The organism is Parcubacteria group bacterium, assembly GCA_041660065.1.
Classification (GTDB): domain Bacteria; phylum Patescibacteriota; class Minisyncoccia; order Moranbacterales.
Genome location: JBAZXC010000010.1, coordinates 1 through 26,328, shown reverse-complemented (window position 1 = coordinate 26,328; position 26,328 = coordinate 1). Strand labels below are relative to the sequence as shown.

General features: G+C 42.5%; 22 protein-coding genes and 3 tRNA genes. 17 read left to right on the top strand and 8 right to left on the bottom strand.

The genetic code is table 11. The features are described from left to right. The 4 genes from WC819_06660 to WC819_06645 form a co-directional block, all read left to right on the top strand. Positions 1-344: hypothetical protein (locus tag WC819_06660; protein MFA5986996.1), on the top strand; the 344-nt coding region annotated here is incomplete at its 5' end. Positions 345-480: 136 nt separating this feature from the next. Beyond that, positions 481-553, top strand: a tRNA-Lys gene (locus tag WC819_06655). Positions 554-726: 173 nt separating this feature from the next. Then, a tRNA-Arg gene (locus WC819_06650) sits at positions 727-800 on the top strand. Positions 801-1,561: 761 nt separating this feature from the next. After that, positions 1,562-2,458: a methyltransferase domain-containing protein gene (locus WC819_06645; GenBank protein MFA5986995.1), complete on the top strand. Its 897-nt coding sequence runs from the start codon at positions 1,562-1,564 to the stop codon at positions 2,456-2,458. An 80-nt stretch (positions 2,459-2,538) separates the two neighbouring features. Here the strand turns inward: WC819_06645 and WC819_06640 are convergent, their stop codons facing one another. From WC819_06640 to tsaD, 5 genes are all read right to left on the bottom strand, one after another. Next, a complete protein-coding gene (locus tag WC819_06640) occupies positions 2,539-3,789 on the bottom strand; it encodes a VanW family protein (protein ID MFA5986994.1) in 1,251 nt (416 codons plus the stop codon). A 133-nt stretch (positions 3,790-3,922) separates the two neighbouring features. Then, complete coding sequence (locus WC819_06635; protein MFA5986993.1) at positions 3,923-4,456, bottom strand: Hsp20/alpha crystallin family protein; 534 nt, start codon at positions 4,454-4,456, stop codon at positions 3,923-3,925. A 98-nt stretch (positions 4,457-4,554) separates the two neighbouring features. Next, positions 4,555-5,058, bottom strand: coding sequence for a hypothetical protein (locus WC819_06630; GenBank protein ID MFA5986992.1), 504 nt, complete (start codon positions 5,056-5,058; stop codon positions 4,555-4,557). A 4-nt stretch (positions 5,059-5,062) separates the two neighbouring features. Next, positions 5,063-7,780 carry a valine--tRNA ligase gene (locus WC819_06625; GenBank protein MFA5986991.1) on the bottom strand — a complete coding sequence of 906 codons (2,718 nt, stop codon included), beginning with the start codon at positions 7,778-7,780 and terminating at the stop codon, positions 5,063-5,065. A gap of 97 nt (positions 7,781-7,877) precedes the next feature. After that, positions 7,878-8,969: a tRNA (adenosine(37)-N6)-threonylcarbamoyltransferase complex transferase subunit TsaD gene (gene tsaD / locus WC819_06620; GenBank protein ID MFA5986990.1), complete on the bottom strand. Its 1,092-nt coding sequence runs from the start codon at positions 8,967-8,969 to the stop codon at positions 7,878-7,880. A 75-nt stretch (positions 8,970-9,044) separates the two neighbouring features. Here tsaD and WC819_06615 point away from each other — a divergent pair, with 75 nt between their 5' ends. From WC819_06615 to WC819_06605, 3 genes are all read left to right on the top strand, one after another. After that, on the top strand, positions 9,045-9,644 hold the full coding sequence (locus WC819_06615; protein MFA5986989.1) for a sigma-70 family RNA polymerase sigma factor: 600 nt from the start codon (positions 9,045-9,047) through the stop codon (positions 9,642-9,644). 67 nt (positions 9,645-9,711) lie between these two features. Further along, positions 9,712-9,783: transfer RNA gene (locus WC819_06610), tRNA-Glu, on the top strand. 119 nt (positions 9,784-9,902) lie between these two features. Then, complete coding sequence (locus WC819_06605) at positions 9,903-12,125, top strand: fibronectin type III domain-containing protein (protein MFA5986988.1); 2,223 nt, start codon at positions 9,903-9,905, stop codon at positions 12,123-12,125. A gap of 73 nt (positions 12,126-12,198) precedes the next feature. Here WC819_06605 and WC819_06600 read toward each other — a convergent pair whose 3' ends face one another. Beyond that, a complete protein-coding gene (locus WC819_06600) occupies positions 12,199-13,893 on the bottom strand; it encodes a transglycosylase SLT domain-containing protein (GenBank protein MFA5986987.1) in 1,695 nt (564 codons plus the stop codon). 123 nt (positions 13,894-14,016) lie between these two features. On the opposite strand from WC819_06600, the gene WC819_06595 reads away from it, so the two are divergent. The 6 genes from WC819_06595 (at position 14,017) to WC819_06570 (ending at position 18,923) form a co-directional block, all read left to right on the top strand. After that, positions 14,017-14,595 carry a DedA family protein gene (locus WC819_06595; GenBank protein ID MFA5986986.1) on the top strand — a complete coding sequence of 193 codons (579 nt, stop codon included), beginning with the start codon at positions 14,017-14,019 and terminating at the stop codon, positions 14,593-14,595. A 4-nt stretch (positions 14,596-14,599) separates the two neighbouring features. Further along, positions 14,600-15,313, top strand: a complete 714-nt coding sequence (locus WC819_06590; protein ID MFA5986985.1) for a glycosyltransferase family A protein — start codon at positions 14,600-14,602, stop codon at positions 15,311-15,313. A 36-nt stretch (positions 15,314-15,349) separates the two neighbouring features. Continuing rightward, entirely contained in the window at positions 15,350-16,369 is a 1,020-nt protein-coding gene (locus WC819_06585) for an alpha/beta hydrolase (protein MFA5986984.1), read from the top strand. 72 nt (positions 16,370-16,441) lie between these two features. Next, the gene (locus WC819_06580) at positions 16,442-16,741 is read left to right on the top strand and encodes a hypothetical protein (protein ID MFA5986983.1); all 300 of its coding nucleotides are present in this window, start codon (positions 16,442-16,444) and stop codon (positions 16,739-16,741) included. Between the two features lie 127 nt (positions 16,742-16,868). Then, positions 16,869-17,708 carry an alpha/beta fold hydrolase gene (locus WC819_06575; protein ID MFA5986982.1) on the top strand — a complete coding sequence of 280 codons (840 nt, stop codon included), beginning with the start codon at positions 16,869-16,871 and terminating at the stop codon, positions 17,706-17,708. A gap of 27 nt (positions 17,709-17,735) precedes the next feature. Beyond that, entirely contained in the window at positions 17,736-18,923 is a 1,188-nt protein-coding gene (locus WC819_06570; protein MFA5986981.1) for a glycosyltransferase, read from the top strand. On the opposite strand, the gene recG is transcribed toward WC819_06570, so the two are convergent. Together recG and WC819_06560 are read right to left on the bottom strand one after the other, a co-directional pair. Next, positions 18,911-21,004 (bottom strand): ATP-dependent DNA helicase RecG, encoded by a 2,094-nt coding sequence (gene recG, locus WC819_06565; GenBank protein ID MFA5986980.1) that lies wholly within the window; start codon positions 21,002-21,004, stop codon positions 18,911-18,913. The two genes, WC819_06570 and recG, sit on opposite strands and share 13 nt — an antisense overlap. Before the next feature lie 112 nt (positions 21,005-21,116). Next, positions 21,117-21,743, bottom strand: a complete 627-nt coding sequence (locus WC819_06560; protein ID MFA5986979.1) for a TraR/DksA C4-type zinc finger protein — start codon at positions 21,741-21,743, stop codon at positions 21,117-21,119. 173 nt (positions 21,744-21,916) lie between these two features. Here WC819_06560 and WC819_06555 point away from each other — a divergent pair, with 173 nt between their 5' ends. The 4 genes from WC819_06555 to WC819_06540 all read left to right on the top strand — a co-directional run. Continuing rightward, positions 21,917-22,882 (top strand): tRNA-dihydrouridine synthase, encoded by a 966-nt coding sequence (locus tag WC819_06555; GenBank protein MFA5986978.1) that lies wholly within the window; start codon positions 21,917-21,919, stop codon positions 22,880-22,882. Then, on the top strand, positions 22,879-23,007 hold the full coding sequence (locus tag WC819_06550) for a hypothetical protein (protein MFA5986977.1): 129 nt from the start codon (positions 22,879-22,881) through the stop codon (positions 23,005-23,007). The genes WC819_06555 and WC819_06550 overlap by 4 nt, the downstream gene beginning before the upstream one ends. A gap of 42 nt (positions 23,008-23,049) precedes the next feature. After that, positions 23,050-24,102, top strand: a complete 1,053-nt coding sequence (gene mnmA, locus WC819_06545) for a tRNA 2-thiouridine(34) synthase MnmA (GenBank protein MFA5986976.1) — start codon at positions 23,050-23,052, stop codon at positions 24,100-24,102. A gap of 135 nt (positions 24,103-24,237) precedes the next feature. Beyond that, a partial coding sequence (locus tag WC819_06540; protein ID MFA5986975.1) for an FISUMP domain-containing protein occupies positions 24,238-26,328 on the top strand: 2,091 nt, incomplete at its 3' end.

The following is a 26,328-nucleotide window of genomic DNA, read 5'->3' as shown; positions in this document are numbered from 1 at the left end:
GGAATGAATCCACCATGACCACAGAAAACTGGTCTGCACCAACCACAAAAGGTCTAGGCTTCTCTGTCACACAATTTCCCGAAGCAGACACGACACACAACACATTCGATGGTATATGGAATGAAACAAACCAATGTCCGGAAGGCACAAACCCGGACACCAATGACTACGCCGGCATCCCCGACACACCACAAGCCATCAGTGCGGTCACAGCCTACCAAGCAACCGCAACCACAACAGACATCTGTTACAAAGTCGATGTCATCCCATCTCAACCGTCAGGACAATACACAGGAGAAGTGACATTTACCGCAACATCTGATGCGAGTGGGTATTACAATTAGGGGGTAGGAGTTGGGGAGTGGGAGTAGGAATTATAGAATGGCTTGCCCTATACCAGATGGTAATAGGGCTAGTTTGGGTGATCTTAAAAAAATGTGGTTGACTACTTTGTCTTTTTTCTATATACTTCATCTTGTTGCGCCGTTAGCTCAGTCGGTAGAGCAGTTGGCTCTTAACCAAACGGTCGAAGGTTCGAATCCTTCACGGCGCACAAAGTTCTTGTGTGCAGTAAGTGATTCGAACGTGGAAGGGGGTCGGGGAAACGATAGTTTCCCTGTGGAGGAGTGTATTGAGAACCGTTGGTTCTCAAGGAGTGAAGCGACGTTCGAATCCTTCACGGCGTACAAAAATGGTTCATTTTGTAAATTATGAAATGGACCGCGCGCCTCGGTAGCTCAGTGGATTAGAGCAGCGGGCTTCTATCCCGTTGGTCGGGGGTTCGAATCCCTCCCGGGGTACGATATTAAGTAAAAAATTGAAAATAAAAAATCAAAAGATATTTTAATTTTTTTGATTTTGGGATGTTTTTTATAGGAGGCCCCGTGTCTTTCTTTAGTTGGAGTGGATGTCGTATCCGAAGTGAGAAGTCAAAAAAGCCAGTGGGTTATAATCCATTGGCTTTTTTGTAGTCATCCCATTGTTTTTTAGACCAGTTATCCGGTTTACTATCAAGTTTGGCAACATCTCCGGGATGTGGGTAGTCATTTGGTGATTTGTAGTTGCTTTTGAAAAATTCTTCCAGCGCATGTATTCTTCCTTCAGGTAAAATCAGTTTTTTGTCAAGAGTTTTTTTCTAGTATCTTGCTGAGTTTAAACTGCCTGCGACATGAGTTAGAATGGTTGCAGTCATAGATGAAGACCAAAAGATCATAGGTTGAGTAACATTTGTGGTAAACAGTATCTAAAACAATTTTTCTTCTAGGGTTTTCAGAAATCTTTTTCTACCAACTTTGGTCGCTCTGATATTTGTACCACGTCTGCGCTGAGTACGTTTTGAGCTAGTTCAAACTTTAATGAATTCTTGCAATAGATGCTCGAATTCTAAAGGTGTCACACCTGTTAATGTCCGACATCGCTCTTGTACTTTTGAGTACTTTTAGTATTGATTTTATATTTTTTTAAAATAACTGAATTTAAACATTGTTGGTTAAAATTCAACAGGTCAATTGTGTTTAAAATTGTTTCGTGTATAATTTAGTTGTATTTTTTAAAAAACAATATGTTTGGATTTGATAAATTTAGATTTGGGCAAAATCAAAAAAAACCAGATTTTCAATCCCCGGAAGAAAGAAAGGTTACAGATAGAACTTATAAACAGTATCTAAAAAATTTTTGTCTCTCCGAAGAAGAATTGTCTTCAAAAAAAATTTTGGATATCGGCTCTGGACTTAGTGATTTTTCAGTGGAAACGAGTAAAAAATTTCAAGAATCAGGGGTGATGGTTGTTGGCATGGATCCAATATATTCTTTTCTTGGAAGTAATGTGAAAAAATTTAAAAAAAATATTATAAGATCCAATATGGATTGGAAGTCATTTGCTGATCGTTCTGGAAATTTAGAACCGGCATATGAAAAAATTAAAGAAGCCCCATATAAAGTTTCTGGTTCACATCAGAATCTTCCTTTTAAGGAAGAGAGTTTCGATTTGGTCCTTGCTAATAACAGCATAACGCAATACAAAGACAGAGAAATTACAAGAAATGCATTGAAAGAGGCTGTTATGATGATCAAAGAAGATGGAGAGATCAGAATACAACCTGCTAATTTGAGAGGAGATTGGGGTAAAAAGTGTTTGTATATGCATACTTTTGAAGCGCCAACACTAGAGACGAGGGAAGAGGCAAATCAGTTGGGTTTGGAAATAGGTCCAGATAGAGAGGTATTTGATATTTTTAAAGAACTGGAAAGTGCTGGTTTTCAAATTTATGCTACCGTAAAAGAACATATGTTACCATTGACCAGAAAATATAATTTTCAATGTTCAATAATAATAAGAAAGGATGATCAATCGCCCAATGTTTTAGAAGCAAAACTGCGAAAGCTATCCTTTAAAGATTCGACAGATAACTTTCATATTCCGTCGACTATTGTTATCAGTGAAAATCTAGAAAAATAAAAATTTATTTCAATATTAAAATAATAGACACGTTTTATACGAAAGTTTTATGGTGAAAAATTAAAAAAGCCAATGTTTAACTATAATCCATTGGCTTTTTTGTAGTCATCCCATTGTTTTTTAGACCAGTTATCCGGCTTACTGTCGAGCTTAGCAACATCTCCGGGATGTGGATAGTCATTTGGTGATTTGTAATTGCTTTTGAAAACATCATCAACTATTATATTTCCGTCCTTATCAGTGACTTTTTGCGTAAAGTATGTTTTCATTGCACCGTCAGGCTGTCTGTCGGTAACGAAAGGGCCTTCCATTTTGACTGTGCGTCCATCTTTTTTGCCATAATAATCAAAAACGAGCTCTGTCCCTTCCGTCTTTACGGTAAGGAGGACATATCCAGGCGTGTTATTGATAAATCGAAGATCTGGCTTTGGTACGTATACGGTAGCATCAAATCCCGTGGGCGTGTAATAATGCACAGGATAAGAGTGATTATGTCGTTGTGTGATCTTCATGCCGGTAAAAATTGCTCCACGAAAAACGGTTGTAGAGACTTGGCAAATTCCGCCACCAAATTCCGGCTTTGTCTCATTGTCGCGAATCACTAATTCCTCTTTGTATCCATGTTCACCGTCTACCGGACCGAGTATGGTAGTGAAAGAAAATTCCTCATTCGGTGCGATCACGAGACCATCAAATCTTTTCGCCGCAGTCTGAATGTTGTGGATACGGCTTTGTGTGGAACCTTTGAAGTTTGACCGACCTTCACCGATAAGCTCAACAATGCCAAGCGCATTGGCGCGTGCATGTGTGACAGTCGCCGGTTTCGTGTCATAGATCAATGCAATTTTTAGCGGGACGGGATTGTTTCGATTGGCGATCTTTTCTGTGATTTGTGCAACATTTTTTTCTACATCAATTGTGATGCCATCCGCATGCGGTTCAATTTCCTCGAATGTTTGTGTTTCCGGACTAAAGGATAACTTTGCATTGACGGGGTCGGTATTGATCTTTCGTGCAATATCTTCAACAAATGTTTTGATTGCTACTCCATCAATGGATACTTGTGATGTTATTTTTGTTGCGTAAGCATCACGCGTGTATGCAGTAATGAGGCAAGGCCTTGGAGGAGATGTAAATTCAAAACACGATACGGGCTTTTCAATCTCGCTTTGATAACCGATCTGCTGCGTTCGTTTTGTATGAATAGATGTGAATTTTTGAATATCTGTTGTCGTGATCGTTTCTTTTTCTTGGCCGTCAATCGTCAATATGGCAATTGGTAGGGGGGAGTTGTTTGTTGCAAAAGTAACAAAGGGATAAAAAGATCCCATGGCCAAACAAATAACGAAAAATCCTTTTTTTGACATTGGTGTAAAATTTACAAAAAGGAGAGTGCATAGGCACCCTCCATAAATATATCACAAAAAGTGCACAAATTACAACAACACTTTCCGAAATCCCGGTTTAAAATCCGCGCACTTGAATTTTTTTGGTTTTTGTTACATCTGCCTTTGGTAGACGAATTGTTAGGATGCCATTTTTTAGCGTAGCGTCAATTTTGTCTGCCAAAACATCCATTGGGAGAACAACAGAGCGAGAAAACGATCCCCAATAGCACTCACGGTAGTAATAGCCATTATCATCGACAACCTCCTCATTTTTTCGGTCGCCCTTGATTGTGATCATGTCATTGCTGATCGATACATCGAGGTCTTCGGGTTTGACACCGGCGATGGTTGATTTGATCACAATTTCTGTATCTGTCTGATAAACATCAATTGTCAATTGACCCTCTGCATCATCTGACTGTAATTCTTCCTGACTCCATTCATTGTGCAATGAAGGGTCGCTATGGTAATTGTCGACCTGCATGCGGGTCTCTTCCTCATCGGCATAGACAGGCATGGAGATTGGCTGTTGTGGATTTTGTATCGTGTGTTGTTCTGTTTCTTGCGATCCAGAAAATCTGTTCAGAAATGATCTCTTTTCTTTCATCATAAAATTATGTTAATTTTTCATCTACAACTACAATGACATTATAAAATACTATGGGTTTTGATGCAAGAACGGTGTGGATAAGTAATTACAGTATGTGGTTAATTGAATGTTATGAGAATTGCGAAATTTGCACAAGCGTGAAAGATAATTGCACACAGCAGAACACAAAAGAAAATCATCTTTTTCCTGTAATTTCTTGCAATATACACCGCAAAGATGCTCACGATGATATGGATAAGAAACGGCCATATAAAAAGAAACAGTGATATGGTAATATGCTGCAACTTGGCAATTGCCAGCAATATTTCACAAAGAGCAAATCCGCTACCCAGAAAAAAACCATGTAGCAAAAACGACTGCGTAGGCGTAACGCCCTCGACAGGGATAGAGAATTTTTTGATTGCAATGATGAAGCGCAGCGTTTCTTCAATGGTGGCAATCAGTAGCATGGCGCACAGGGTAGCGTGCAAATTTTGTGGATCATAATTTTGTGGCAATAGTGTGACGGAAGAGATGTCGCCTAAAATACTTATAAACACCTGCACGATCAGTGCTGTGCAGCCGGTGAGTAATCCCAAAATCAGTGATTCGCTATAGCGCATATATTTACTGCAGATTTGTAATTTGTGACATGATGCTTTCTTTTCTGCTTTGTGCAGTTTGTAATTTTTCCTTCTCACTCTCAACGATCTTTTTTGGTGCGTTTTTAACGAACTGTTCATCCAATAATTTTTTCTCAAGGGTGGCAATATAGGCACATACCTCTGTGAGTTCCGCTTCTTTTTTCTTTTTTTCAGTTGCAATGTCAATCAATCCATCAAGCGGAATGTGGATCGTGATGCCATGGAGTGTGGTTGCGGAAACGGCATTATCAGGCACATTATCGTGCGATGCGATCAATGTAATATTGTTGACGCCTGTACGAAGTTTTTTGACGATGTTTTCATGTGTTGATACCAGATTTTTTGGCCCAGATGTGCGTTGTGTGTCATCGATCAAAATGTGGAGATCTTTCGCTGTGATATTTTGTTCTTTGGTCATGGTGCGAATTGTAGTGATAAGTTCTTTGATTAAGTTAGATTGTTGGGATCCTGTATCATTTGTCCCAACCAGACTTTCGTATTTATCTTTTGCGGGCAATGGGGAGATAAGTAGTAGACGTTTTTTCTGCATATGTTGCCAAATTTCTTCAGTGACAAAAGGGATAAATGGATGCCACAATGCAAGAATGTCCTCTAAGATCATGCGGAGGATCATATTCTTCGTGTTCACATTGTTTTCAAACTTTGTTACTTCGATATACCAATCTGCAAGTTCCAGCCAGGTGAAATTGTGGAGTTTTTCTACGGCTTGTGCAAATCGATATGCATCCATATCGCGTGCCACATCATTTGTGAGGTCACGCATTTTTTCCAAGATCATTTTGTCAAAAACGGTAAGATCATGTGGCAAAAGGTCGTTTGCAGAAAGGTCGGTGTCAGATGTTTTTTGTAGAATGAAACGGCTGATATTCCATAGTTTGCTGATAAAGTTTCGCGCGCCAACAACTTTTTCTTCATAATATTTGGAATCATTGCCCGGGGCAATGCCAAAGAGTAGGCTGAGACGAAGCGCATCGGTACCATATTGCTCGATCACCTCCAGTGGGTCGATATTGTTTCCGGCCGATTTGGAAAATTTGTTTCCTTTTTCATCACGTAAAATTCCGTGGATATAGACATCTTTGAATGGAATTTGGTCAAGTGTATATGTAGACATGAGGATCATGCGCGCCATCCAAAAAAAGAGGATTTCATGACCCATTTGCATCCAACTGCTGGGATGAAATGTTTTGAAGTCCACAGTTTCTTCCGGCCAACCAAGCGTGGAAAAAGTCCACAGACCGGAGGAAAACCACGTGTCCAATGTATCAGGATCTTGTACCCATCCTTTGCCTTTTGGGGGCTGTGTTCCGACGTACATTTCCTCTACTTTTGACTTTTGATTTTTGACTTTCGACTTATTTTTATACCACACGGGGATGCGATGTCCCCACCATACTTGTCGGGAGATACACCAATCGCGGAGATTCTCGATCCAATTGCTGTAATTTTTCAAGAATCTTTCTGGCGTGATGATGATCTTTTCTTCCGTATTTCCATGCAAACCGATCGTGACGGAGTCCATCATGAGCTCTTTAAGTGTTTTGTCCTTACCGGGAATTTTTTTATTTACGTCGATGAACCATTGTGTCATCGGTAAAGCTTCCACGACGTCCTTGAATCGATCGGATGTTCCGACGTTTTGTATAGTATCTTCTTCTTTTACTAAGAGGCCGTTCTCTTTGAGCTGTGTGACGAATTTTTCACGTGCGTCAATAACGCTTAAGCCGGCGTAGTTTGTCCCTGCTGCAGGAGCCATCATGCCATGCGCATCAATTACCTGGATCAGATCGATTGGATCATTAGCAGTCTTTTGTTTCTCGTACATGTCGAAATCGACAGCGCTGTGTGCCGGGGTAACGCCGAGTGCGCCTGTGCCGAATGTTGGATCAACGTCGACACTGGCGATCACCTTGATCGAAAGGGGTTTTTCTGCGCCAACATCCACAGTAAAAATCTGACCAATGTATTTTTTATAACGCGTGTCATCCGGGTGCACAGCAACGGCAGTGTCGCCGAGTTTGGTTTCGGGACGCGTTGTGGCAATTGTAATGGGAAAATCTTTGCTATACTTGAAAGTATACAATTTAGCAGGACGTTCAATATATTCCAGTTCATCATCAGAACATGTAGATTGTCCTTTGACGGACCAGTTGATCACACGATAACCACGATAGATGAGACCGTCGTCAAACATTTTTTTGAACACAATATTTACTGCGGTGCTCCGTGTGTCGTCAAATGTGTATGCCAAACGGCTCCAGTCGCAACTTGTCCCCATTTTACGCACTTGAGAGATGATCGTTTTTTTGGATTTTTCCGCATAGGTGCGGATTTCTTCGAGAAGCTTTTCGCGACCAAGTTCTTTGCGCGGATCTTTGATGCCGCGTTCTATGAGGATATTCTCAACCTTTGCTTGCGTGGCAACAGCGGCATGATCAGTGCCTGGTATAAGGAGAACCTTTTTGCCACTCATACGTTCATAGCGCACTTTGGCATCCATGATCGTATTTTCCAATGCATGTCCGAGATGAAGGACGCCCGTGACGTTTGGTGGTGGCATCATGACAGAAAATGGTTCGCCGGAAAGATTGTCAGGGTTAAAAAACCCGGAATCTTCCCACATTTTATAGATGGTGTCTTCAATGGCTTTTGGAGAGTAGCTTTTTGATAATTCTTTCATAAAAGTATTTTTAGAATATATATGTAACAGCATAACAGCATTGGTGCTGTTTTTCAAGAAAAATATTATTTTTGCATAGGTATGTTTATGTTTTGGTTTACTTGACGTTTTCCAAGGGGTGGTGTGCATATGCTTGAAGTGTTTTCCATTGAAGTGTGAGAGATTCTCGCACTTCTTTGCTCATGTGTTGGTGGCGATAGTATGCTGCTGTGGCGATCATGGCGGCGTTGTCAAGGCAATATGGCAGTGCGGGGACAAAGAGTTCTTTATCAGATAGATCTGTGGCGATCATGTCTCCTAGTGATAGACGTAGTTGTGTATTTGCACTTACGCCACCCGCGAGAAGTATTGATCGCGGCGCATATTTTTTAGCGGCGCGAAGCGTCTTGAATGTGAGGATGTCAACGGTGGCGGATTGAAATGCATGGGCAACTTGGTCGATGAAATCTTCCGGAAGAGCATCTTTTTCTTGGAGGTGATTTTTTTTGCGATATTCTTTGACGAGATAAAGTACGGCTGTCTTGAGTCCGGAAAAAGAAAAGTTAAAATCTCCACTTGAACGCATCGGTTGTGGAAGTGTGAGAGGATTTTCTTTGCATGTGTCGGCATATTTTTGTGCGCGTGCGGAAATGATCGGTCCGCCGGGATAACCGAGTCCGAGGATGCGTGCTACTTTGTCAAATGCTTCGCCGACGGCATCATCTTGCGTTTCGCCGATAATCACGTAGTGACAATGGTGGGACATGAGGATGAGTTGCGTATGCCCGCCAGAAACAACAAGTGCAAGAGCGGGAAAAATGATCATGCGATCGGCAGATAGCCAGTTAGCATAGATATGACCCTCGATGTGGTGGATGCCGATCAGGGGTTTGTGCCATGCGTATGCGAGAGTTTTCGCTGCACTTACACCGGAGAGAAGTGCCGGGATGAGCCCGGGGCATTGTGTAACGGCAATCAGATCAATGGTGTCTCTTGTGGTATCTGCGGTAGTGAGTGCTTCTGTGAGGACGGGAATAATGTTCTTTGTATGTTCGCGTGCAGCAAGGTTCGGTACAACACCGCCCCATTGTGCATGGAGTTTTACCTGTGATGAAATGACGTTGGATTGCACGATGATGCGGTCATCTGTTGCAGTAATGATACTGGCAGCAGTTTCATCGCAGGATGTTTCGATAGCGAGAATACGCATGGAATTTGCAGATTAGATGAAATATAGTACTCTAATAGTACGTGCAAAGAACATTTTTTGCAATGATGTTTGTTTATGGAAAAGAATCAAAGAATTAGCATCACTGACACGGATGTGATGGAGGATAATGAGATCGTGGCAAAGGTGCAAAATGGGGAAGAGGCTTTTTTTGATTGCGTCATTAAACGATATGAACAAAAAATTTTTGCTTATATCATGCGACTTGTCAAAAACGCCGATGAGGCGCGAGATCTCACACAGATCGTTTTTATCAAATCACTTCGTCACATTGATTCTTTTGACACGAATAAAAAGTTTTCATCGTGGATATATCGCATTGCGCATAATGAAACGATGAATTGGTTTGGTCACAACAATCACAATCGAACAGTATCGATTGATGATGTCAATGGTGTTGCTACGCGAGATTTTGCAGATAGTGCCGATGTGGCATTGGAGGAATGGTTTCAAGCAGAATTGCGGGACGAATTGCGGGATGCATTGGCGCAGTTGCCTGTGCATTATGCAGAAGTGTTGCGGATGAAATATTTTGAGGATAAGTCATACAAAGAAATCGGAGACATTCTACATAAACCTGTCAGTAGTGTGGGGACATTGATTCGTCGCGCCAAGAAGCGTTTACTTGTGATCGTGTTGCAATCCGAGCGTTTATAAATGAGAGAGTATTGCATTTTTGATTTTTTTGTGTATAATTGATTTTGCTGTTTTAAAACATCATTTTGGTCCGTTCGTCTAGTGGTTAGGACGCCAGGTTTTCATCCTGGTAACAGGGGTTCAATTCCCCTACGGACTACAAATATGCAGTCATAAACCCGATAAATTGTCGGGTTTTTGATTTTATGCATACAATATATTTGTGCAATACACAGAAATAATGATACAATGTACACATCTATATATAAATAAAAAGATATGAAAATTTTTTTCAACAGAGTGTTTTTATTGTTGACGGTTTTTTGTTTTTTTGGGTTGATGCCCATTGCCAATGCGGCAAGTGGCAGTTCGGGACAAACGCTTAGCGTGACGGTGGATAACTCCATGCATGAAATCCCGGAAACACCGACGATCATTCGATCGGAAAACATCACAACGAGCTCTTTGGATCTTGTTGTGGAGGTTGGAAGTGAATATGCAAATACGAGCCTTGATTTCATCGTGACGATCAGAAATACTGTAACGGGGGAAAGCACAACACAGTCATATGATCAAGATGTCAATGCTAGCTCGCGGACAACATTACCCGTTACTGGGTTAATACCAGGGACAGTGTATGAATTTCGCGTGCAATATTCTCGCGATGGACAAAACGTCTATAGCGCTGATTCTGCCGTGCATATCGCGACAACATTGATCGACCCGCCGGTTCTTGATTCGATTAGTAATGTGACGAAAAGTGAAGCGACATTGAACGTTGTAGTCAATCCTGCTTTTGTTGGTAGCTCCATGGATTTTATTGTGGAAGTAAAGAATGAATTGACAGGAGATACGTATACCGTGCAGATGACGCGTGATGTGACGAGTAGTAGTGTAGCACTCAATATCAATGACTTGGATCCGGGAACAGAATATACATTTCGTGTACGATATGGGCGTGAAGGCACAGGAGATCTCAGTGGGTATTCCAATGAGCGATCGGAGGTAACAGATCTTGACGCTCCTACGATCGATGATATTAACAACATTACAACGACCTCCATGGATCTCGTTGTAAAGGTTGATGGCGCGTTTTCCGGAGAAACAATGGATTTTGTTGTGGAGGTAACAAATGAAACGACGGGGCAAAAACATGAAGTAAATTATACGGCAAACGTGAGCGGAAGTAATACGGTTACGTTGGCAGTTGGTGATCTTGATCCTAATACGGAATATTCCTTCCGTGTAAAATATGCGTGGGAAAATAGCGATAATTATAGCGGGTTTTCTAGTTCTAAAAGTGAAAATACAATAGCAGAAGAAGATACCACCAAAGTAGAAGTTTGTCACGAAGGAAATACAATAACAATTGCGCGACTTTCTCTTGCAGATCATCTTGCGCATGGTGATACCGAGGGGCCGTGTCCTGTTGTTGTGCCACCGGGTGGCGACGATATCATAACGCCAGGAGGAATAATCGAGGATGTACAAGATATGATTGAGGGGATCGTGTCAGGAGGTTCGGTGCCGGCAGAAGATCTCAAAAAAGAAGAATTGCGTGAAGCAATTGTACCGGAGGAGCGAAAAAGCACCTTTCAAGTAGCTGCGGCAGTTGGTGCAACGGCCGGGACAATTGCTGCGCTCGCGGGGTCGGCAGTTCCGTTATTTACGGCAATGCCGGGAGCGTTTAGCAGTTCGATCTTCCTGAAATTTGTGGAACTCTTTGGCATCATTGGACGTCGCAAAGAAGAACGCAATTGGGGTGTTGTTTTTGATAGTGTGACGCGCATGCCGATTCCTGCGACAAAGATCCTTTTGACAGATGAAACAGGAAAAGAGCTTGCAACAACATATTCTGATAAAGATGGACGTTTTGGATTTCTTGCGAGTCCAGGTAAATATTTTATGCACATTTTCAAAAAAGATTACGAATTGATCAAAGATATTTCTGAAGATGAACTATATGGGCATGTATATAATGGTGGGGAGTTTGAGATCGGTGGGGATAATATTATCTTGTATAATATTGCCATGAAATCACTCGTGATCAATTGGGATGAATATTCCAAAAAGAAAGTGCGACAGTACAAATCTACGCTATCATTGGTGAAAAAATACTTCTTTATGGCAGTATATGTCTGTGGTGCAGGTGCGACAGTGGTGGTTACCTATTTTTATCCGACGACGTTTAATTTTGTTGTGCTAGGTATTTATATCCTTCTCTTCATCTATCAGATCTTTTTCAAGAAGAAAAAATATGGCATGATCGAAACAACAGGTGGTACACCGGTACCATTTGCAGTTGTGAGTTTGCATGATAAGGATTCAAACGAAAAGCAGAGATTTGCCGTAACGGACTCCATCGGACGATATTATCTTCTTGCGGATAATGGTCAGTATAATATGAAGGCAAAAGGACAACCTGTGAGTGGCGTGACATTTGAAAAACAGGGCGACATCCACGTTAATGATGGTATCGTGCGCAAAGATATCGTGGTATAAACGTGTTTATCTCAGACCAATCAAAAAACCTCTCTCGGTCATGAGAGAGGTTTTGTTTTTGAGTGCAGTCTATCTACGCGGGAATGCGCAGTGTGATTTTTTCCGGAAGAGAGGCGTTTACATTCAAGACGGCGGGATTGAGATTGCGTAATATATCGATGGGAATGTTGCGTGCTGATGCAAATTCTCGCAGAGATGGCGGTGTGTTGATCGGAGCATTTAATGTAAGTGTTTTTCCAGCAGAGATTTTGTGGATATCTGTTATTTTGTTTGTATTGCAAAGCATCCCCTTGAGGGTGGCAGGCGATATATTACTGGATACTTTCGTTAGTTCATTCTGGAAATATTTTAAAGCGCCGTTAATGCTTCCTCCGCGGGGGACAGTGTAGGACAATTCTTTCATACTCGTTTTTGGGATTGTGATTTGATGATATTTTTTTGTATCAGCACGCATCATCTTCTCCTGCAAGTTCTCTGATACGATCACGTCGCGAATGGCATAAAACCGTTCCGGATAATTGAAGTTTTCCTTGTAGGACTCTAAGACATTAAGCAATATTTCCGTTCGTTTTTCTTTGGGTGTGGGTATGGTGAGTTCAGTGCCACTGACAATGCTTTTTGGATTGGAGATATTATTTTTTAGCGCGAGAATGTTTGGATCGGTATGATATTTTTGCGCAATTTCATTAAGTGTTTCTCCCGGTTTTACTTTATGTTTCAGATCATACAGTGTTTTTTGTATGGTGGCATTGATTTGTTCTTGCAACCATGCGTTGAAATCGTCCATGGTAATTGCTTGACGTGCTTGCGGAATTTTGATCTTTCGTGGCGGATGAAGTGTTCGCACCTCACTGTCTTTGAGTTGGTTGATATTTTTGAGGAGTGTAACCGATGTGTTGTATGCGATTGCGAGTTCCGTGAGTGTTTCACCGGGGTTTAGATCGTGTGTAAAACGCTCCTTTGTTTGGGCGACTTTTTCGGATTCGATGATGTTTTTTTCATAGCGCTTTGTGTGACCGCCGTTATAATCCATGAGATTGATCGACCAATCATCACCGAATTTTTTGCGATTATCCTGCAAATGTCTAGCGCATAATTCCGCACTTTTGACCGGATCACGTCTCTCGTCATAATTGTTGTTTACGATCAGACCATACAATTTGGCGGTATTTTCTGTGATTTGATATGGTCCGACAGCGCCGGCATTGGAGACATCATCAAACTTGAAATGTGACTCTGCAATTGCGAGATACATGAGTTCTTCCGGCATGTTGTCATATTTTTTAAAGGCTGCGTAAATATCTGCAAAATACGGTTGCATCCGTTGCAAGCCTGCGATAAGACCGGTCTGATAATTTTCGCCACCCGGTTTATATTGATCGAGAAAGGATCGATAGATCGCTTTTCGCGTGGACGCATCAAGGGTGATATGATCCTGCGTTTCGATCTGCTGGCGAAATGTTTTGCCGATTACGTCATGATTTTTTGTGCGGATCTCTTGTTGATTTGCTGATTCGTGCAACTGCTCGCGGAGTTTTTCTGTAGCATCAGAAAGTTCTAATTGAGGAGCGGGCTCATCATTTTTTGTGTCAGCTGCATGTTTGAGCAGTTGTTTGGTGATGGGATTGCCCGCGATCAATCCGAGTGCGCCAAGTGCCACCGTTCCTCGTATGAAGTTGCGACGCCCAAGATTGATATTTTCCGCATCGGATTCCTGATGTTCGTTGGCATATTCTCGCGGTGAAATGTTTTCAAATAGTTTTTTCATATCATTTCGTTTTATTATATCGCGTATTGCGGATATGAGAAAGAAACACATGCGTTATTTGGACGGTATGATATAATTGAAATACGATTTTTTTGCAAGAATAACATGAATGAGCTAGCAATAATGCAATTTATTTCAGATTATGGATATCTAATCCTACTACCATTGATGATCATCGAGGGGCCGATCGTGACGATCATTGGTGCATTTATGGCATCGCTTGGCTTGCTGAATGTGTGGGTCGTTTTGGCATTATCAATTATTGGGGACATGATCGGAGATTTGCTCTTTTATGGCGCGGGTTATAAATGGGGTATGACGTTTGTAAATCGTGTAGGAAAATATATTGGCATTACGCGCAAGCTGGTTTTGCGTTTGGAAAAGTTCTTTGTTTCACATGGTGGCAAAACGATCTTTATGGTGAAGGCTACAACGGGGTTGTGCTGGGCAACATTTGTAGCTGCAGGTATCGTGAAGATGTCACTGGGTCGTTTTGTGAAGTTTTCTTTTTATGGCGGAATCTTGTGGAGCGGGTTTTTGGTGATCATGGGATATTTCTTTGGGTATCTTTATGAGCAGATCGAACAGTATATTACATATGCAGGCTGGGTCGTTTTGAGTGTTGCGGTCATTGTGTTTACAGCAGTCAATCTCTTCAAAAAACATGAAACGGAAGAAATATTTGAGGATGTTGTAAAATAATGATATGGAAACGAGTGTTATTATTAGAACAAAAAATGAAAAAGAATATTTGGAGAACGTTTTGATAATGCTTGAACAACAGACATATCAGGATTTTGAAATTATTATTATTGATGATCATTCGTGCGACGAAACATTGAACATTGCAAAAAAACATCATTGCAAAGTGATTGCTATTCCAGAAGGTCGATTTTCACATCCGTACTCGTGTAATCTTGGTGCTGAGTATGCGCGGGGAAAATATCTCGTTTATCTTAATGGGCATTCCATTCCTATTTCAAAAAAATTTTTGGAAGAGGGATTGAAAAATTTTGAGGATAAAAAAGTTGCAGGCGTCTACTCGTCTGTCATAGCTCATGAAGATGGCACTTTTACGGACAAAATTCTTTACAATATCTCTGGTTATACCATTGGCATGGTGAAATATAGAGTGCGAAAAAATAGAGTGGGGCTTTTGGGGACAACAAATGCGATCATTAGAAAGGATCTGTGGAGGCAATATAGATTTAATGAAAATATCAATGGAGGTTGGGGTGGCGAGGATTCGGATTGGGCATTACATTTTATGAATTTGGGATATGAGATCATTCATGATCCAAAAGTCAAAGTTCGACACTCTCATCACTTGAAATTTAGAGACTTCCTTTGGCAAATTGGGAATTGGCGGAAGATGAATATGGGCGTAGATGTGCCAGAAAAACAGAGAAGAAATATTTGAGGATGTTATAAAATAATTATTAAATAGATCAAACATATGTTTGAAAAAAAGCTTGTGCAAAATAATGCAGCGGAGAAGCCGAAAAAAATTATAGAAGTTTTTTCAGAGCGAGAAAAATATATTCCGGAGGTCGGAGAACAATTGGAGAATAAGCGATCAATGGATATAGAGATAAACGGGGAAAAATTATCCATTGATTATCGTGAACTTTCTGTTGCAGAAAAGGAAAACCGTGATGGCGATCCCGTGGTGCTTTTACCCGGCTTTGGTTCTGGTTGGGAAGGTATTGCGGAGTTGGGTTTTTCCCTCGCGTGCGAGGGGCGGAGAGTGATACTTCTATCACTTCCGGGATACGGCAATTCCAGTGATCCGTCACAAGAATATTATAAAAATGATCATTTTGAGCATGAGGCGCAGGTTGTACAGCAAGTTATTGATCGTGTTTTGCAGGGCAAGAAGGCGCATGTGATCGGGCATTCGATGGGAAGTGAGGTGATGGCGTCTGTGGCGGAAAAATATCCAAAAAATGTTTCCAGTCTCACATTGCTTAATCCTGCCGGTGTGAATAAAGAAGAAAGTCCCATAAAGCTCGCAACAACATTTCTGGCATCGGGTGCGCATGCAACCATGGAATACAATGCACGCATGTTTTTTGCGGGAGAGAAAGACTATGAAACTGGTTTGTATGCACACATTGATCGTCCAAAGAGTCCGTTTGACAAAGAGCGCATAGGACAGCGCTTGGCAGAAGCGGAAAAGCTAACGCACGGACACTTGGTGAAAAAATTGAACAACATTTCTGCGCCGATCACATATGTTTCCGGAGAATTTGATACGGTATATCCTTCAGGGACAATTGATGATGAGAGTTCGCAACTGCATCGTATTGTGCAGAGTGTGCAAGACAGCAGTAAGATCGAGAAAAGCGTCATGGCACGGTTGCGACACAATACCACACTTGCACCGGATGAGATCACAGCGGCAAATATCGATCATTATTTAACTGTTGCGGAGCAAAAGAATGAAAAAGAGAGAAAAAATGATGGATTGACATAATGATAAAAATGATGTATAATGAAAAGTTAGTAGTTATTTCCCAAAAAACATTTCATTCACAAGAGGTGATCTATGGACATTATCACAGGGAGCGTTGTAGCAGTAGTATGGTTTATAACTTTTTTGTACCTGATCACGAGACCGGAACATCAATGTAATTGCAGAGATGGGGGTGCTTCTGTGATCCTGGCACTGCCAATTGCCTTTGTGGCGATGTTGATCACTACAGTCCCACTTGTGATCGTACAACATCTTTTTGCGTTCAGCAGTGGATGGTTTGCATTTCTCGCCGTATGTCTTGCGGCGGTGCTGTATTGGAATGAAATGTGGATCAGAGCACAGATCAAGAAGTTCCTTGAGTCCATTGCATGAATGTCGTGGAATCCCGCCAGTTGTAAATAACGGCGGGATTTTTTATGTGCATATTGCCAAATCGACAGATGGCGGTACAATAGATGACACAGGGGTTCGCACCCTTTTTTAGTGTTGAAAATGATCCATGACAGAGCATATATTGAAATTACATAAGATCGCCAAACGTAAAAAAATCCCCGAGAACATGTTGCAGAGATATCACATGGATATCAATGTGGTCAACAAGCCTTTTCACTTTAAGGGTGAGAGGGATGTGTGTGTTTTGTTGATTCATGGGTGGACATCAACACCATATGAGATGCGGGTGCTTGGAGAGGAATTGCAATCGGAGGGGATCGCAGTGGATGCACCGCTTCTTTCAGGGCATGGGACGCGTCCGCAGGATCTGGAAAATGTGACGTGGGAGCAATGGGTGAGTGATGTGGATAAAGCGTATAAGCGTTTGCGCAAGCAATATGCGCGTGTATATGTCGGCGGCATGTCGATGGGTGGCAATCTCGCGCTACATGTTGCAAAAAAGAATACGGATGTAAGCGGTCTCATTTTGATGAGTACGCCGTACAAAATGCGTTATGAAAAAATTGGCATGGTGATGGCGCACATGACGCAATGGATTTTTTCATACAAAAAGAAATATTATCCGCGGGGCATTCAAGCTCAGCCAAGCATCACGCAATTGATCTCTTATCAAAAATATCCGATCAGTAGTGCGTTTGAGGCATACAAGACGATCAAAAACTCTTTGTATAATATTGAGCAGATCACGCAACCGGTCTTCCTCATCCAGCCGGCGCATGATCACCTTGTGGCACGTGGGAGTATTCACAAAATTTTCAACAAGATCGGGTCAGCTGTCAAAGAGAAGCGATTGATCAAAAAAGCAAGTCATAATTTTATGGGCAATGGAAAGCACAAAGATGTGTTTCAGGATGTGGTGCGTTTTGTGAAACGGTCAGAACAATAAACTGTTAAATCCAGGCAGAAATTCATTATGGGAAAAACGGGAGAAAAACTGCATATTGCGATCTTTACAAACAATTATCTTCCCAATCCGTATGGTGTGAGTGCGTCCATAGAAAGCTTTCGACAGAAGTTGATCACGGATGGGCATGTGGTGTATATATTTGCGCCGCAATGGAAGGGTGGTGCGGTGGTACAAAAAGAGGAAAAAAATGTTTTTCGCTATCCATCCATCGACGTGCCGACAAAAGTGGATTTTTCTTTGGTTGTGCCATATGCGCCAAAGATCGATGCTGTGCTTGAAAAACTGCAAATCGATATTGTGCATGCCCAACACCCGATTCTTTTGGGATCAACGGCAAGAAAATGGGCAAAAAAGAAAAATGTGCCACTGATCTTTACATGGCACACACTGTATGATCTATATACACACTACATGCCTTTTGTCCCACAACATGTATCGGGGAAGGTTGCTATACACAACGCGGTGTCTTATGCGAATGCATGTGACCATGTGATCGTGCCAACTCCAATAATTTATCGTGCGATTAGAGATTTTGGCGTGGTGCATGATCGTATAAGCATCATCCCATCAGGAGTTGATGAAGAACTGTTTGCGGATCCTCAGGGTGAAAAAATACGGGAGAAATATCATTATACAAAAAAAGATCTCGTGTTAGTAACAGTGTCGCGTTTGACAGAAGAAAAGAACGTGGTCTTTTTGGCGCAGAGTGTCGCAGAAATCTTGCAAAAAAATCCACATGTGAAATTTCTCTGTGCGGGAGAAGGCGATCTGCTTGATGAGATGCAGGATATTTTTGTGCAAAAAAAAGTCAGTGAACGAGTAATATTTGCAGGTGTTGTACAGCGCAGTGATGTGAAGGATTATTTGGCTGCGGGGGATATTTTTGTCTATGCGTCCACGTCGGAGACACAGGGGACGATCGTGACAGAAAACATGTATGTGGGTAAACCAATCATTGCCGTAGGTGTGAATGGTGTAAAAGATCTCGTAGAGCATGAGATCAATGGTTTGGAAACAAAAGAAGACCATAGTTTTGTGGATGCAATACAAAGAATGATCGATGATGCAGAATTACGTGATCGAATGGGACGCAATGCGGCGCGTATTGCAAGGGAAAAATATACCGCTACAGTCTGCGCAAAAAAATTGCTTGCAACATATTATGCCGTTATTGAGAAATATCACTCCATGTGAATATGTGCATAGTAGCGATCGACCGTGTCGCGCAACTGCGGGTGCTTCTTGAAAAGGGGATCGGTAGTAAGGATTTCTTTGGCGTACTTTCTGGTCAAATTGACGAGTGTGATATTGGAGATGTTTTGCATTGCGCCGTCCGGCAGACCGCTTTGTTGTGATCCGAGAAATTCCCCCGGTCCGCGCAGTTTGAGATCGATCTCTGCCAACTTAAATCCGTCGGTATATCTCTCAAGTGCTTTCAGTCTCTGGCTGTAAAATTGTTCAGAAAAAAGGAAACAATATGACTGATGCGCACTGCGACCGATACGTCCGCGAAATTGATGAAGCTGCGAGAGACCAAATCGTTCTGCATTCTCGATGATCATCACTGTTGCATTTGGCACATCGACACCAACTTCAACGACAGATGTGGAGATGAGGATATCGATCTTTTTATTTTTAAAATCTGTCATAAGCTTTTCTTTTTCTTTGACTTTGAGACGTCCATGCATGAGACCGAGAGAGTAATCTGTGAAGACTGTGCGAGAAAGTAAGTCATATTCTTCTTTAGCGGCTCTGATATCTTTGAGTGCATCGGATTCTTCGACGAGCGGGAGAATAATATATGCCTGTCTGCCGGCTGCGATCTCTTTCTTGATAAATCCGTAGACGATGTCCCTCCTGTCCGGTGACACAACGGATGTTTTGATCTCTTTCCTCTCGAGAGGTTTCTCGTCCAAAAGGGATACATGCAAATCGCCAAAAAGTGCCAAGGCAAATGTGCGGGGGATGGGTGTTGCCGTCATGGTGAGGAAGTGAGGCACGCTTTTTTTGTTGCCGTCATGACTCTCGATACTTTTTTGTGATAATTTGGCACGTTGCGCGACGCCAAAACGATGTTGTTCATCGATGATGATAAGCGCGAGATCTTTGAACTGGACATCTTCTTGGATCACGGCATGTGTGCCAACGATGATTTTGATCTCACCTTTTTTGATCTGATCAAGTATACGCGGTCTGGTGAGATCTTGTATGAGGGCAGGATGTGTCCCGTGCATTTTGTACGCGCCGGTCAGAAGTCCGATAGAAAAATTATATTTCTCAAAAAATGTCAGTAGGGTGGCAAAGTGTTGTCGTGCCAGAATTTCTGTAGGAGCGAGAATTGCAACTTGATGACCTGCAGAAGCGCATTGTAGCGCAGCAATTGCGGCGACCACCGTTTTACCGGCACCGACATCACCGTTCAGGAGGCGGTTCATCGGTGTTGACTTTGTCATATCGGTGAGGATCTGAAAAGCACATTTTCTCTGTGCATCGGTCGGTGTAAAAGGGAGGGATGCGACAAACTGCTGAATCAATTTTTCATCAAAGGGGATCGATAGCGCTTTTTCACGTGTGAGTTGCGCGCGCGTACGCAATGTGATGAGTTGGAGGATGAGCATCTCTTCAAAAATGAATCGTTTGTGCGCGTAAGTTGCTTCTTCGACAGTTTTGGGGAAGTGAATGAGTTTGAGGGCGGTTTTGATCGTCGGGAGAGAGAGTTCGGAGAGAATTTTGAAAGGCAATGTTTCATCAGGAAGGATTTTTTTCTCTACGATCATGGCGATCTGCCAGCGCAACCACTTGGATGTGATGCCGGCGGTCTCGGGATAAATGGGCACAAGGCGACCCGTGCTTGTGGGTAGGCGCTCTTCGCGTTCGATATTAGGCGCACTAAAATGTAAACCGCTTTTGTCATTATGAATGACTTTGCCGCTCACACGATATTTTTTTCCTTCGGACAAAGATTTTTCGATAAAGGGTTGGTTGAACCATACGAGGGATGCACTGCCGGTGTTGTCGGAAATTGTTGCGGACGTGACAGTAAGATGGCGTTTGTAGATATGATTGGTTTTGACATGCGAAATTTCGCCGACGACGGTTGCATTGGAATCTGCAGAGAGTTCGGCGATTGGAAATGTCGTGGCGAAATCCTCATAGCGTGACGGAAAATGCAAAAGGAGATCTTTGACGGTAAAAATGGAAAGCTTCTCAAGTTTTTTGGCATGAGTAAGGGAAACGCGGGGAAGTTCGGTGATGGGTGTATCGATGGTGATCATAAATATAATAATGTATGTGATATGGATACAGTATAACAACAATTGACGTTATTGCACAAAAAGAAACCCGGCACAAGAATAGCGATTCTGTGTCGGGTTTTTGTGGAGAGTATTAATCCCCCTGCTTTTCTCTGCATTCAATGCAGAGAGTTGCCGTAGGGTGAGCAACGAGGCGATAAATGTCAATCTCGTTATCACAATCGAGACATGTACCGAATATCCCGATGTCAACTCTTCGCAGTGTAGCGCATATTTTTTGCGTCTTCTTTGCGGCTTTGTTGTTGCGTTCTGATGACGCAATGCGAAGTTCTTGAAGTTTCGATTGCTCATTTGGTTCTGCTGAGGTGATGCATACGCCAATCTCAGCCTGGGTATCCACAATCGTTTGATTGCATTCGGACAGCTCTTTTTTGAGACATGGCACCAAATCTCGAAGTATTGCAGAACGCTTGGGCTGAAACCGCTCATTTTCATCAATGAGACAAAGGATATCTTTTTGATTTATCCCAGTTACAGCTTGCAATTGATCTACGATGTTTGCGCGCATTGTTGAAGTAAATCGAACAATGCCATCAGGCATAAACAGTCGATGTTTGCCAGATTTTTCTTGGAGAAATGACTTATTAAAAACTTCTTTTAAGACATTCTCAATAGCATCATTAGACACATCCATTACCATAACAGCGTGTAAAAGTCCCTTTTTGTAAAAAAGGGATAAACTGCCTTTGTACTCTCCCATAACACCTCCATGTTATTTTTTGGGTTAATAATCAAGGTACAACTTATGGAAAGATTATATATCAAAAAAGAGTTTTTGTCAAGTACTCGCTTCATTTTCTCTTATGCAAATGCTTGAAAAAAAGTGTGATATAGTGTACATATATGTAGTGATGAATTTACGCTAAAAACAGCATGAAAGGATTTTGGACACAATTGGAGCGACCTTTTTTTGCACTTGCACCGATGTATGACGTAACGGATGCGGCTTTTCGTCGTATGATCGCAAAATATAGTCGACCGGATGTGATATTTACTGAATTTGTAAGTGTGGATGGTCTGGCGCATCCGGATGGACGCGAAAAACTCATGCATCACTTGTGGTTTGATGATAGTGAACATCCGATTGTTGCGCAGGTATTTGGCGTTGAACCCAAAAATTTTGAAAAAGCGGCTGAGTTATGTCACGAACTTGGATTTGACGGAATTGATATCAATATGGGTTGTCCGGAAAAAAATATCATCAAGCAGGGTGCGGGTGCGGCATTGATCTGTGCGTCTGATCGTGCGTGCGATATTATTTCCGCGACACTTTCCGGCGCGGGTGATATGCCGGTAAGTGTAAAGACGCGGATCGGTTTCAAAAAAGAAGAGATCGACACATGGTTGCCACATATTTTTGCGCAGGAAATTTCTGCTGTGACGGTGCATCTGCGGACACAGCGCGAAATGAGCAAGACGGTGGCGCATTGGGATGTGATGCCACGCATTGTCGCGATGCGTGATGGTTTACGTCCGGAGATGTTGGTATTGGGCAATGGGGACGTGCACACAATTGCAGAGGGGAAAAAACGTGTGAAAGAAACCGGGTGTGATGGTGTGATGATCGGTCGCGGGGTTTTTGGCAATCCGTGGTTTTTTGCCGATCCGGCACCTGCTATTTCTGTAGCGCAAAAATTACATGGAATGGTCGAGCATACGCAATTATTTGAAGAACTTTTTACAGGAGTGAAAAATTTTGCCATAATGAAGAAGCATTACAAAGCATATGCAAACGGCTTTCCTTTTGCGGGGGAACTGCGCGCAGAGCTGATGGAGGCACGTGATGCACGAGAGGTGGAGAAGATCGTTAATACATTTTTACACAATCATTCATTATGAAAATAGATATAAAAAGATTTTTGATCAAAGCATCGATCTATGGGGTGATTTACGTGGTTATTCTCGCTTTTTTGTGGAAGTTTCTTTTGGATGAATCATTACTCGATGCTCTTTTGGGGAAATAACTATTCCACGATAGGCGCAAGCCATATTTAATTGAAGTGCGTATGAAAATTGCTGTATTGGTCAGCGGTGGGGTTGATAGCTCTGTTGCGTTGCATATGCTAACGCAACAAGGATACGAAGTTGATGCATTTTATCTCAAGATCTGGTTGGAAGATGAGATGTCTTTTCTGGGTGTGTGCCCATGGGAAGAAGATCTGCGTTTTGCAGAAAAAGTTTGTAAGCAGTGTGCTGTACCGCTTCATGTTGTGCCACTACAAAAAGAATATCATGAGTCTGTGGTGCGCTATACAATTGATGCAGTGAGGCAAGGTCTTACGCCAAATCCGGACATGCTGTGTAATCGTGAAGTGAAGTTCGGTGCATTTTATGAAAAATATGGCAGAGACTTTGATAAGATCGCGACAGGGCATTATGCGCAAGTTGTAGAAAGAAAAGATGGATTGGTTGATCTCATGTGCGCGCCTGATCCCGTGAAGGATCAGACATACTTTCTCGCTTTGATGCGCCAAGAGCAATTACAGCGCGCACTTTTCCCGATCGGGCATATGCAAAAAAGTGACGTGCGTGCATATGCAGAAAAGTACGATCTTGCAACGGCAAAGCGCAAAGATTCGCAAGGTATTTGTTTTTTGGGGAAGATCTCGTTTCATGATTTTGTCAAAGCGCATCTCGGTGTGCAGTCAGGGGTATTTGTAGAAAAAGAAACGGGGAAGGAACTCGGAACACATGAGGGGTTTTATTTCTACACCATCGGGCAAAGGCGCGGCATTGAGATTGACAACGGTCCGTGGTATGTGTGTGATAAAGATGTGAGCAAAAATATCGTCTATGTAACGCATGGATATACAGGCGCAGATCAACGCAAAGATCAGTGTGATGTGCAAGGGATCAATTGGATCAGTGGTGGACCCCAAAAAAAAGATCTACGTGTGAAATTGCGTCACAGTGAGGTCTTTTATGAGTGCAGTGTCATTGCTACGGGAGAAAATGCGGCACATGTGCAACTCACACAAAAAGATCAAGGGATCACCCCGGGACAATATGCCGTGTTTTATGATGATAAAAAGTGCCTCGGTGGCGGTGTGATTGTGTAGATTATCCCATGAAATTTGATAAAGTAAGTAGATTTTTTGTAATTTTTCCATATGGCCCCACCTTTCGCGTGAAAAAAAATTTGCGCAAAAATTAATGTTCGTGTTATACTGTAAAAAGAAGAAAAACAAAAATATATGAACAAAATACAAAATATAATTTTTATTTTTATCGTCTTATTTTTACTTGGGTCATATCACGCCGTGCGTGCGGATTTTGTCTGTGGGTCAACAGTGACAAGAGGAGGTCTTACGTATGGTTCAGTTACGGGCGCTGATGGAAAATGCTGGCTTGATCGGAATCTGGGCGCTTTAGCAGTTAGCGGCAACGGATGGCTTTTCCAGTGGGGCAGAAGTGATGACAATCATCAAGTCACGTCCAGTGGCACCACTACGACTCTTAGCGGTACTAATACTCCTGGACATGGCCTTTTTATCAAGGCAACATCTTCTCCTTATGATTGGCGCTCCCCTCAATATGCCAATCTCTGGCAAGGCACATATGGCATCAATAATCCATGTCCGGCAGGTTTTCGCATTCCGACGCAGTCAGAGTGGGCGACATTGATCAGTGCTTCCGGCATAACAAATACTGCAACGGCTGCCGCTTCAGCCTTAAAAATACCAGCGGCAGGAGCTCGTGCTTATGACACTGCATCAGTGTATTTTGTGGGCGGCAATGGTTATTATTGGTCAAGCACTCCATATAGTATCTATGCCTATTTCGTACAGATTACCGGAACAAGCGTGTTTCCTGCAAATTATACTAACCGTGCGCAAGGTGAATCAGTCCGTTGCATAAAAGGTATCACGACCCCAGTGGTTACGACCGATGCAGTCACCTCCATCACGTCAACAACAGCCGTGGGCAATGGAACAGTCACTGACACAGGAGGGAACAATCCTACCAGATATATCGAGTGGGGCACCACCAGTGGGTCATATCCTAATTCTTGTAATGCTGGCATAGGCGGGATGGGCGCATATTCATGTAGTATGACGGGTCTTTCTGTTGGTACGACATATTATGTCAGGGCAAAGGTTGTAAATACTGCTGGAACGACCTATGGAAGCGAAACTAGTTTTGTCGTCGTTGTAGCACCAACCGTCACCACCCAATCCACAACCAGTATTACATCAACAGGAGCAATAGGTAACGGTACGATCACAGCAACAGGCGGAAATAATCCCACGAGAGACATCGAATGGGGCACAACCAGTGGTATATATACAAATAGCTGTACCGCAGGCACAGGAAGTACAGGCCCATACTCATGCAGTATCACAAGTCTCTCTCCAAATACCACATACTACGTTCGCGCAAAAGCTACCAATAGTGCAGGAACAAGTTATGGCGGAGAAACATCATTCACCACTCTTGTTGCATTACCAACCGTAACAACTCAGTCTACATCAAACATCACCATCAGTTCCGCAACGGGTAACGCAACCATTACATACACCGGCGGAGAAAACCCCACAAGAGAGATCGAATGGGGCACAGAAACCAATGTCTATACCACAGGTTCATGCAGTGCAAGTGTTGGAGGCACAGGAACCTATTCCTGCAATCTCACCAACCTGCAACCAAACACACAATACTTCGCACGAGCCAAAGCTACCAACTCCGCAGGTACAACCTACGGAGAAGAAACACAATTCACCACACTCATCGACACACCGGACACAACGACCGTAGCCCCATCAGTCATTACAACAAGTAGTGCCATCGGTCATGGTACGATCACAGATACAGGCGGAGAGAACCCGGAACGTTTTATAGAATGGGGTACAGTAAGTGAAACGTACACCGACAGTTGCACCGCAGGCACAGGAGGCACAGGTGATTATGCATGCGACATCACAAATTTAAATCCAAATATCACCTACTATACAAGAGCCAAAGCCACAAACTCCGCAGGCACATCCTACGGCAGTGAATTAAGTTTCACAACACTCGTCGCCAATCCCACAGCAACCACGCAAGCAACAACAATCATCCAAACAACCACAGCCCAAGGCAATGGCACCGTCACAGCAACCGGTGGAGAAAACCCGGAACGCTTCATTCAATACACAACCACCAGTAATGACTATGACACTGCAGAAGAATGCACCGCAGGCACAGGAAGCACAGGTCAATACTCTTGCACAATGACAAACCTCACCCCAAACACACAATACTTCGTACGCGCAAAAGTCACCAACTCATCAGGAACAACCTATGGG

Bases quoted from the DNA above. Each gene is read 5' to 3' on its own strand.
- WC819_06640 (MFA5986994.1), bottom strand. From the start codon at position 3,789: ATGGGATCTTTTTATCCCTTTGTTACTTTTGCAACAAACAACTCCCCC.
- WC819_06645 (MFA5986995.1), top strand. From the start codon at position 1,562: ATGTTTGGATTTGATAAATTTAGATTTGGGCAAAATCAAAAAAAACCA.
- WC819_06630 (MFA5986992.1), bottom strand. From the start codon at position 5,058: ATGCGCTATAGCGAATCACTGATTTTGGGATTACTCACCGGCTGCACA.
- WC819_06585 (MFA5986984.1), top strand. From the start codon at position 15,350: ATGTTTGAAAAAAAGCTTGTGCAAAATAATGCAGCGGAGAAGCCGAAA.
- recG (MFA5986980.1), bottom strand. From the start codon at position 21,004: ATGATCACCATCGATACACCCATCACCGAACTTCCCCGCGTTTCCCTT.
- WC819_06595 (MFA5986986.1), top strand. From the start codon at position 14,017: ATGCAATTTATTTCAGATTATGGATATCTAATCCTACTACCATTGATG.
- mnmA (MFA5986976.1), top strand. From the start codon at position 23,050: ATGAAAATTGCTGTATTGGTCAGCGGTGGGGTTGATAGCTCTGTTGCG.
- WC819_06635 (MFA5986993.1), bottom strand. From the start codon at position 4,456: ATGATGAAAGAAAAGAGATCATTTCTGAACAGATTTTCTGGATCGCAA.
- WC819_06590 (MFA5986985.1), top strand. From the start codon at position 14,600: ATGGAAACGAGTGTTATTATTAGAACAAAAAATGAAAAAGAATATTTG.
- WC819_06615 (MFA5986989.1), top strand. From the start codon at position 9,045: ATGGAAAAGAATCAAAGAATTAGCATCACTGACACGGATGTGATGGAG.
- WC819_06555 (MFA5986978.1), top strand. From the start codon at position 21,917: ATGAAAGGATTTTGGACACAATTGGAGCGACCTTTTTTTGCACTTGCA.
- WC819_06580 (MFA5986983.1), top strand. From the start codon at position 16,442: ATGGACATTATCACAGGGAGCGTTGTAGCAGTAGTATGGTTTATAACT.
- WC819_06605 (MFA5986988.1), top strand. From the start codon at position 9,903: ATGAAAATTTTTTTCAACAGAGTGTTTTTATTGTTGACGGTTTTTTGT.
- WC819_06575 (MFA5986982.1), top strand. From the start codon at position 16,869: ATGACAGAGCATATATTGAAATTACATAAGATCGCCAAACGTAAAAAA.
- WC819_06570 (MFA5986981.1), top strand. From the start codon at position 17,736: ATGGGAAAAACGGGAGAAAAACTGCATATTGCGATCTTTACAAACAAT.
- WC819_06600 (MFA5986987.1), bottom strand. From the start codon at position 13,893: ATGAAAAAACTATTTGAAAACATTTCACCGCGAGAATATGCCAACGAA.
- WC819_06560 (MFA5986979.1), bottom strand. From the start codon at position 21,743: ATGGGAGAGTACAAAGGCAGTTTATCCCTTTTTTACAAAAAGGGACTT.
- tsaD (MFA5986990.1), bottom strand. From the start codon at position 8,969: ATGCGTATTCTCGCTATCGAAACATCCTGCGATGAAACTGCTGCCAGT.
- WC819_06550 (MFA5986977.1), top strand. From the start codon at position 22,879: ATGAAAATAGATATAAAAAGATTTTTGATCAAAGCATCGATCTATGGG.
- WC819_06625 (MFA5986991.1), bottom strand. From the start codon at position 7,780: ATGAAAGAATTATCAAAAAGCTACTCTCCAAAAGCCATTGAAGACACC.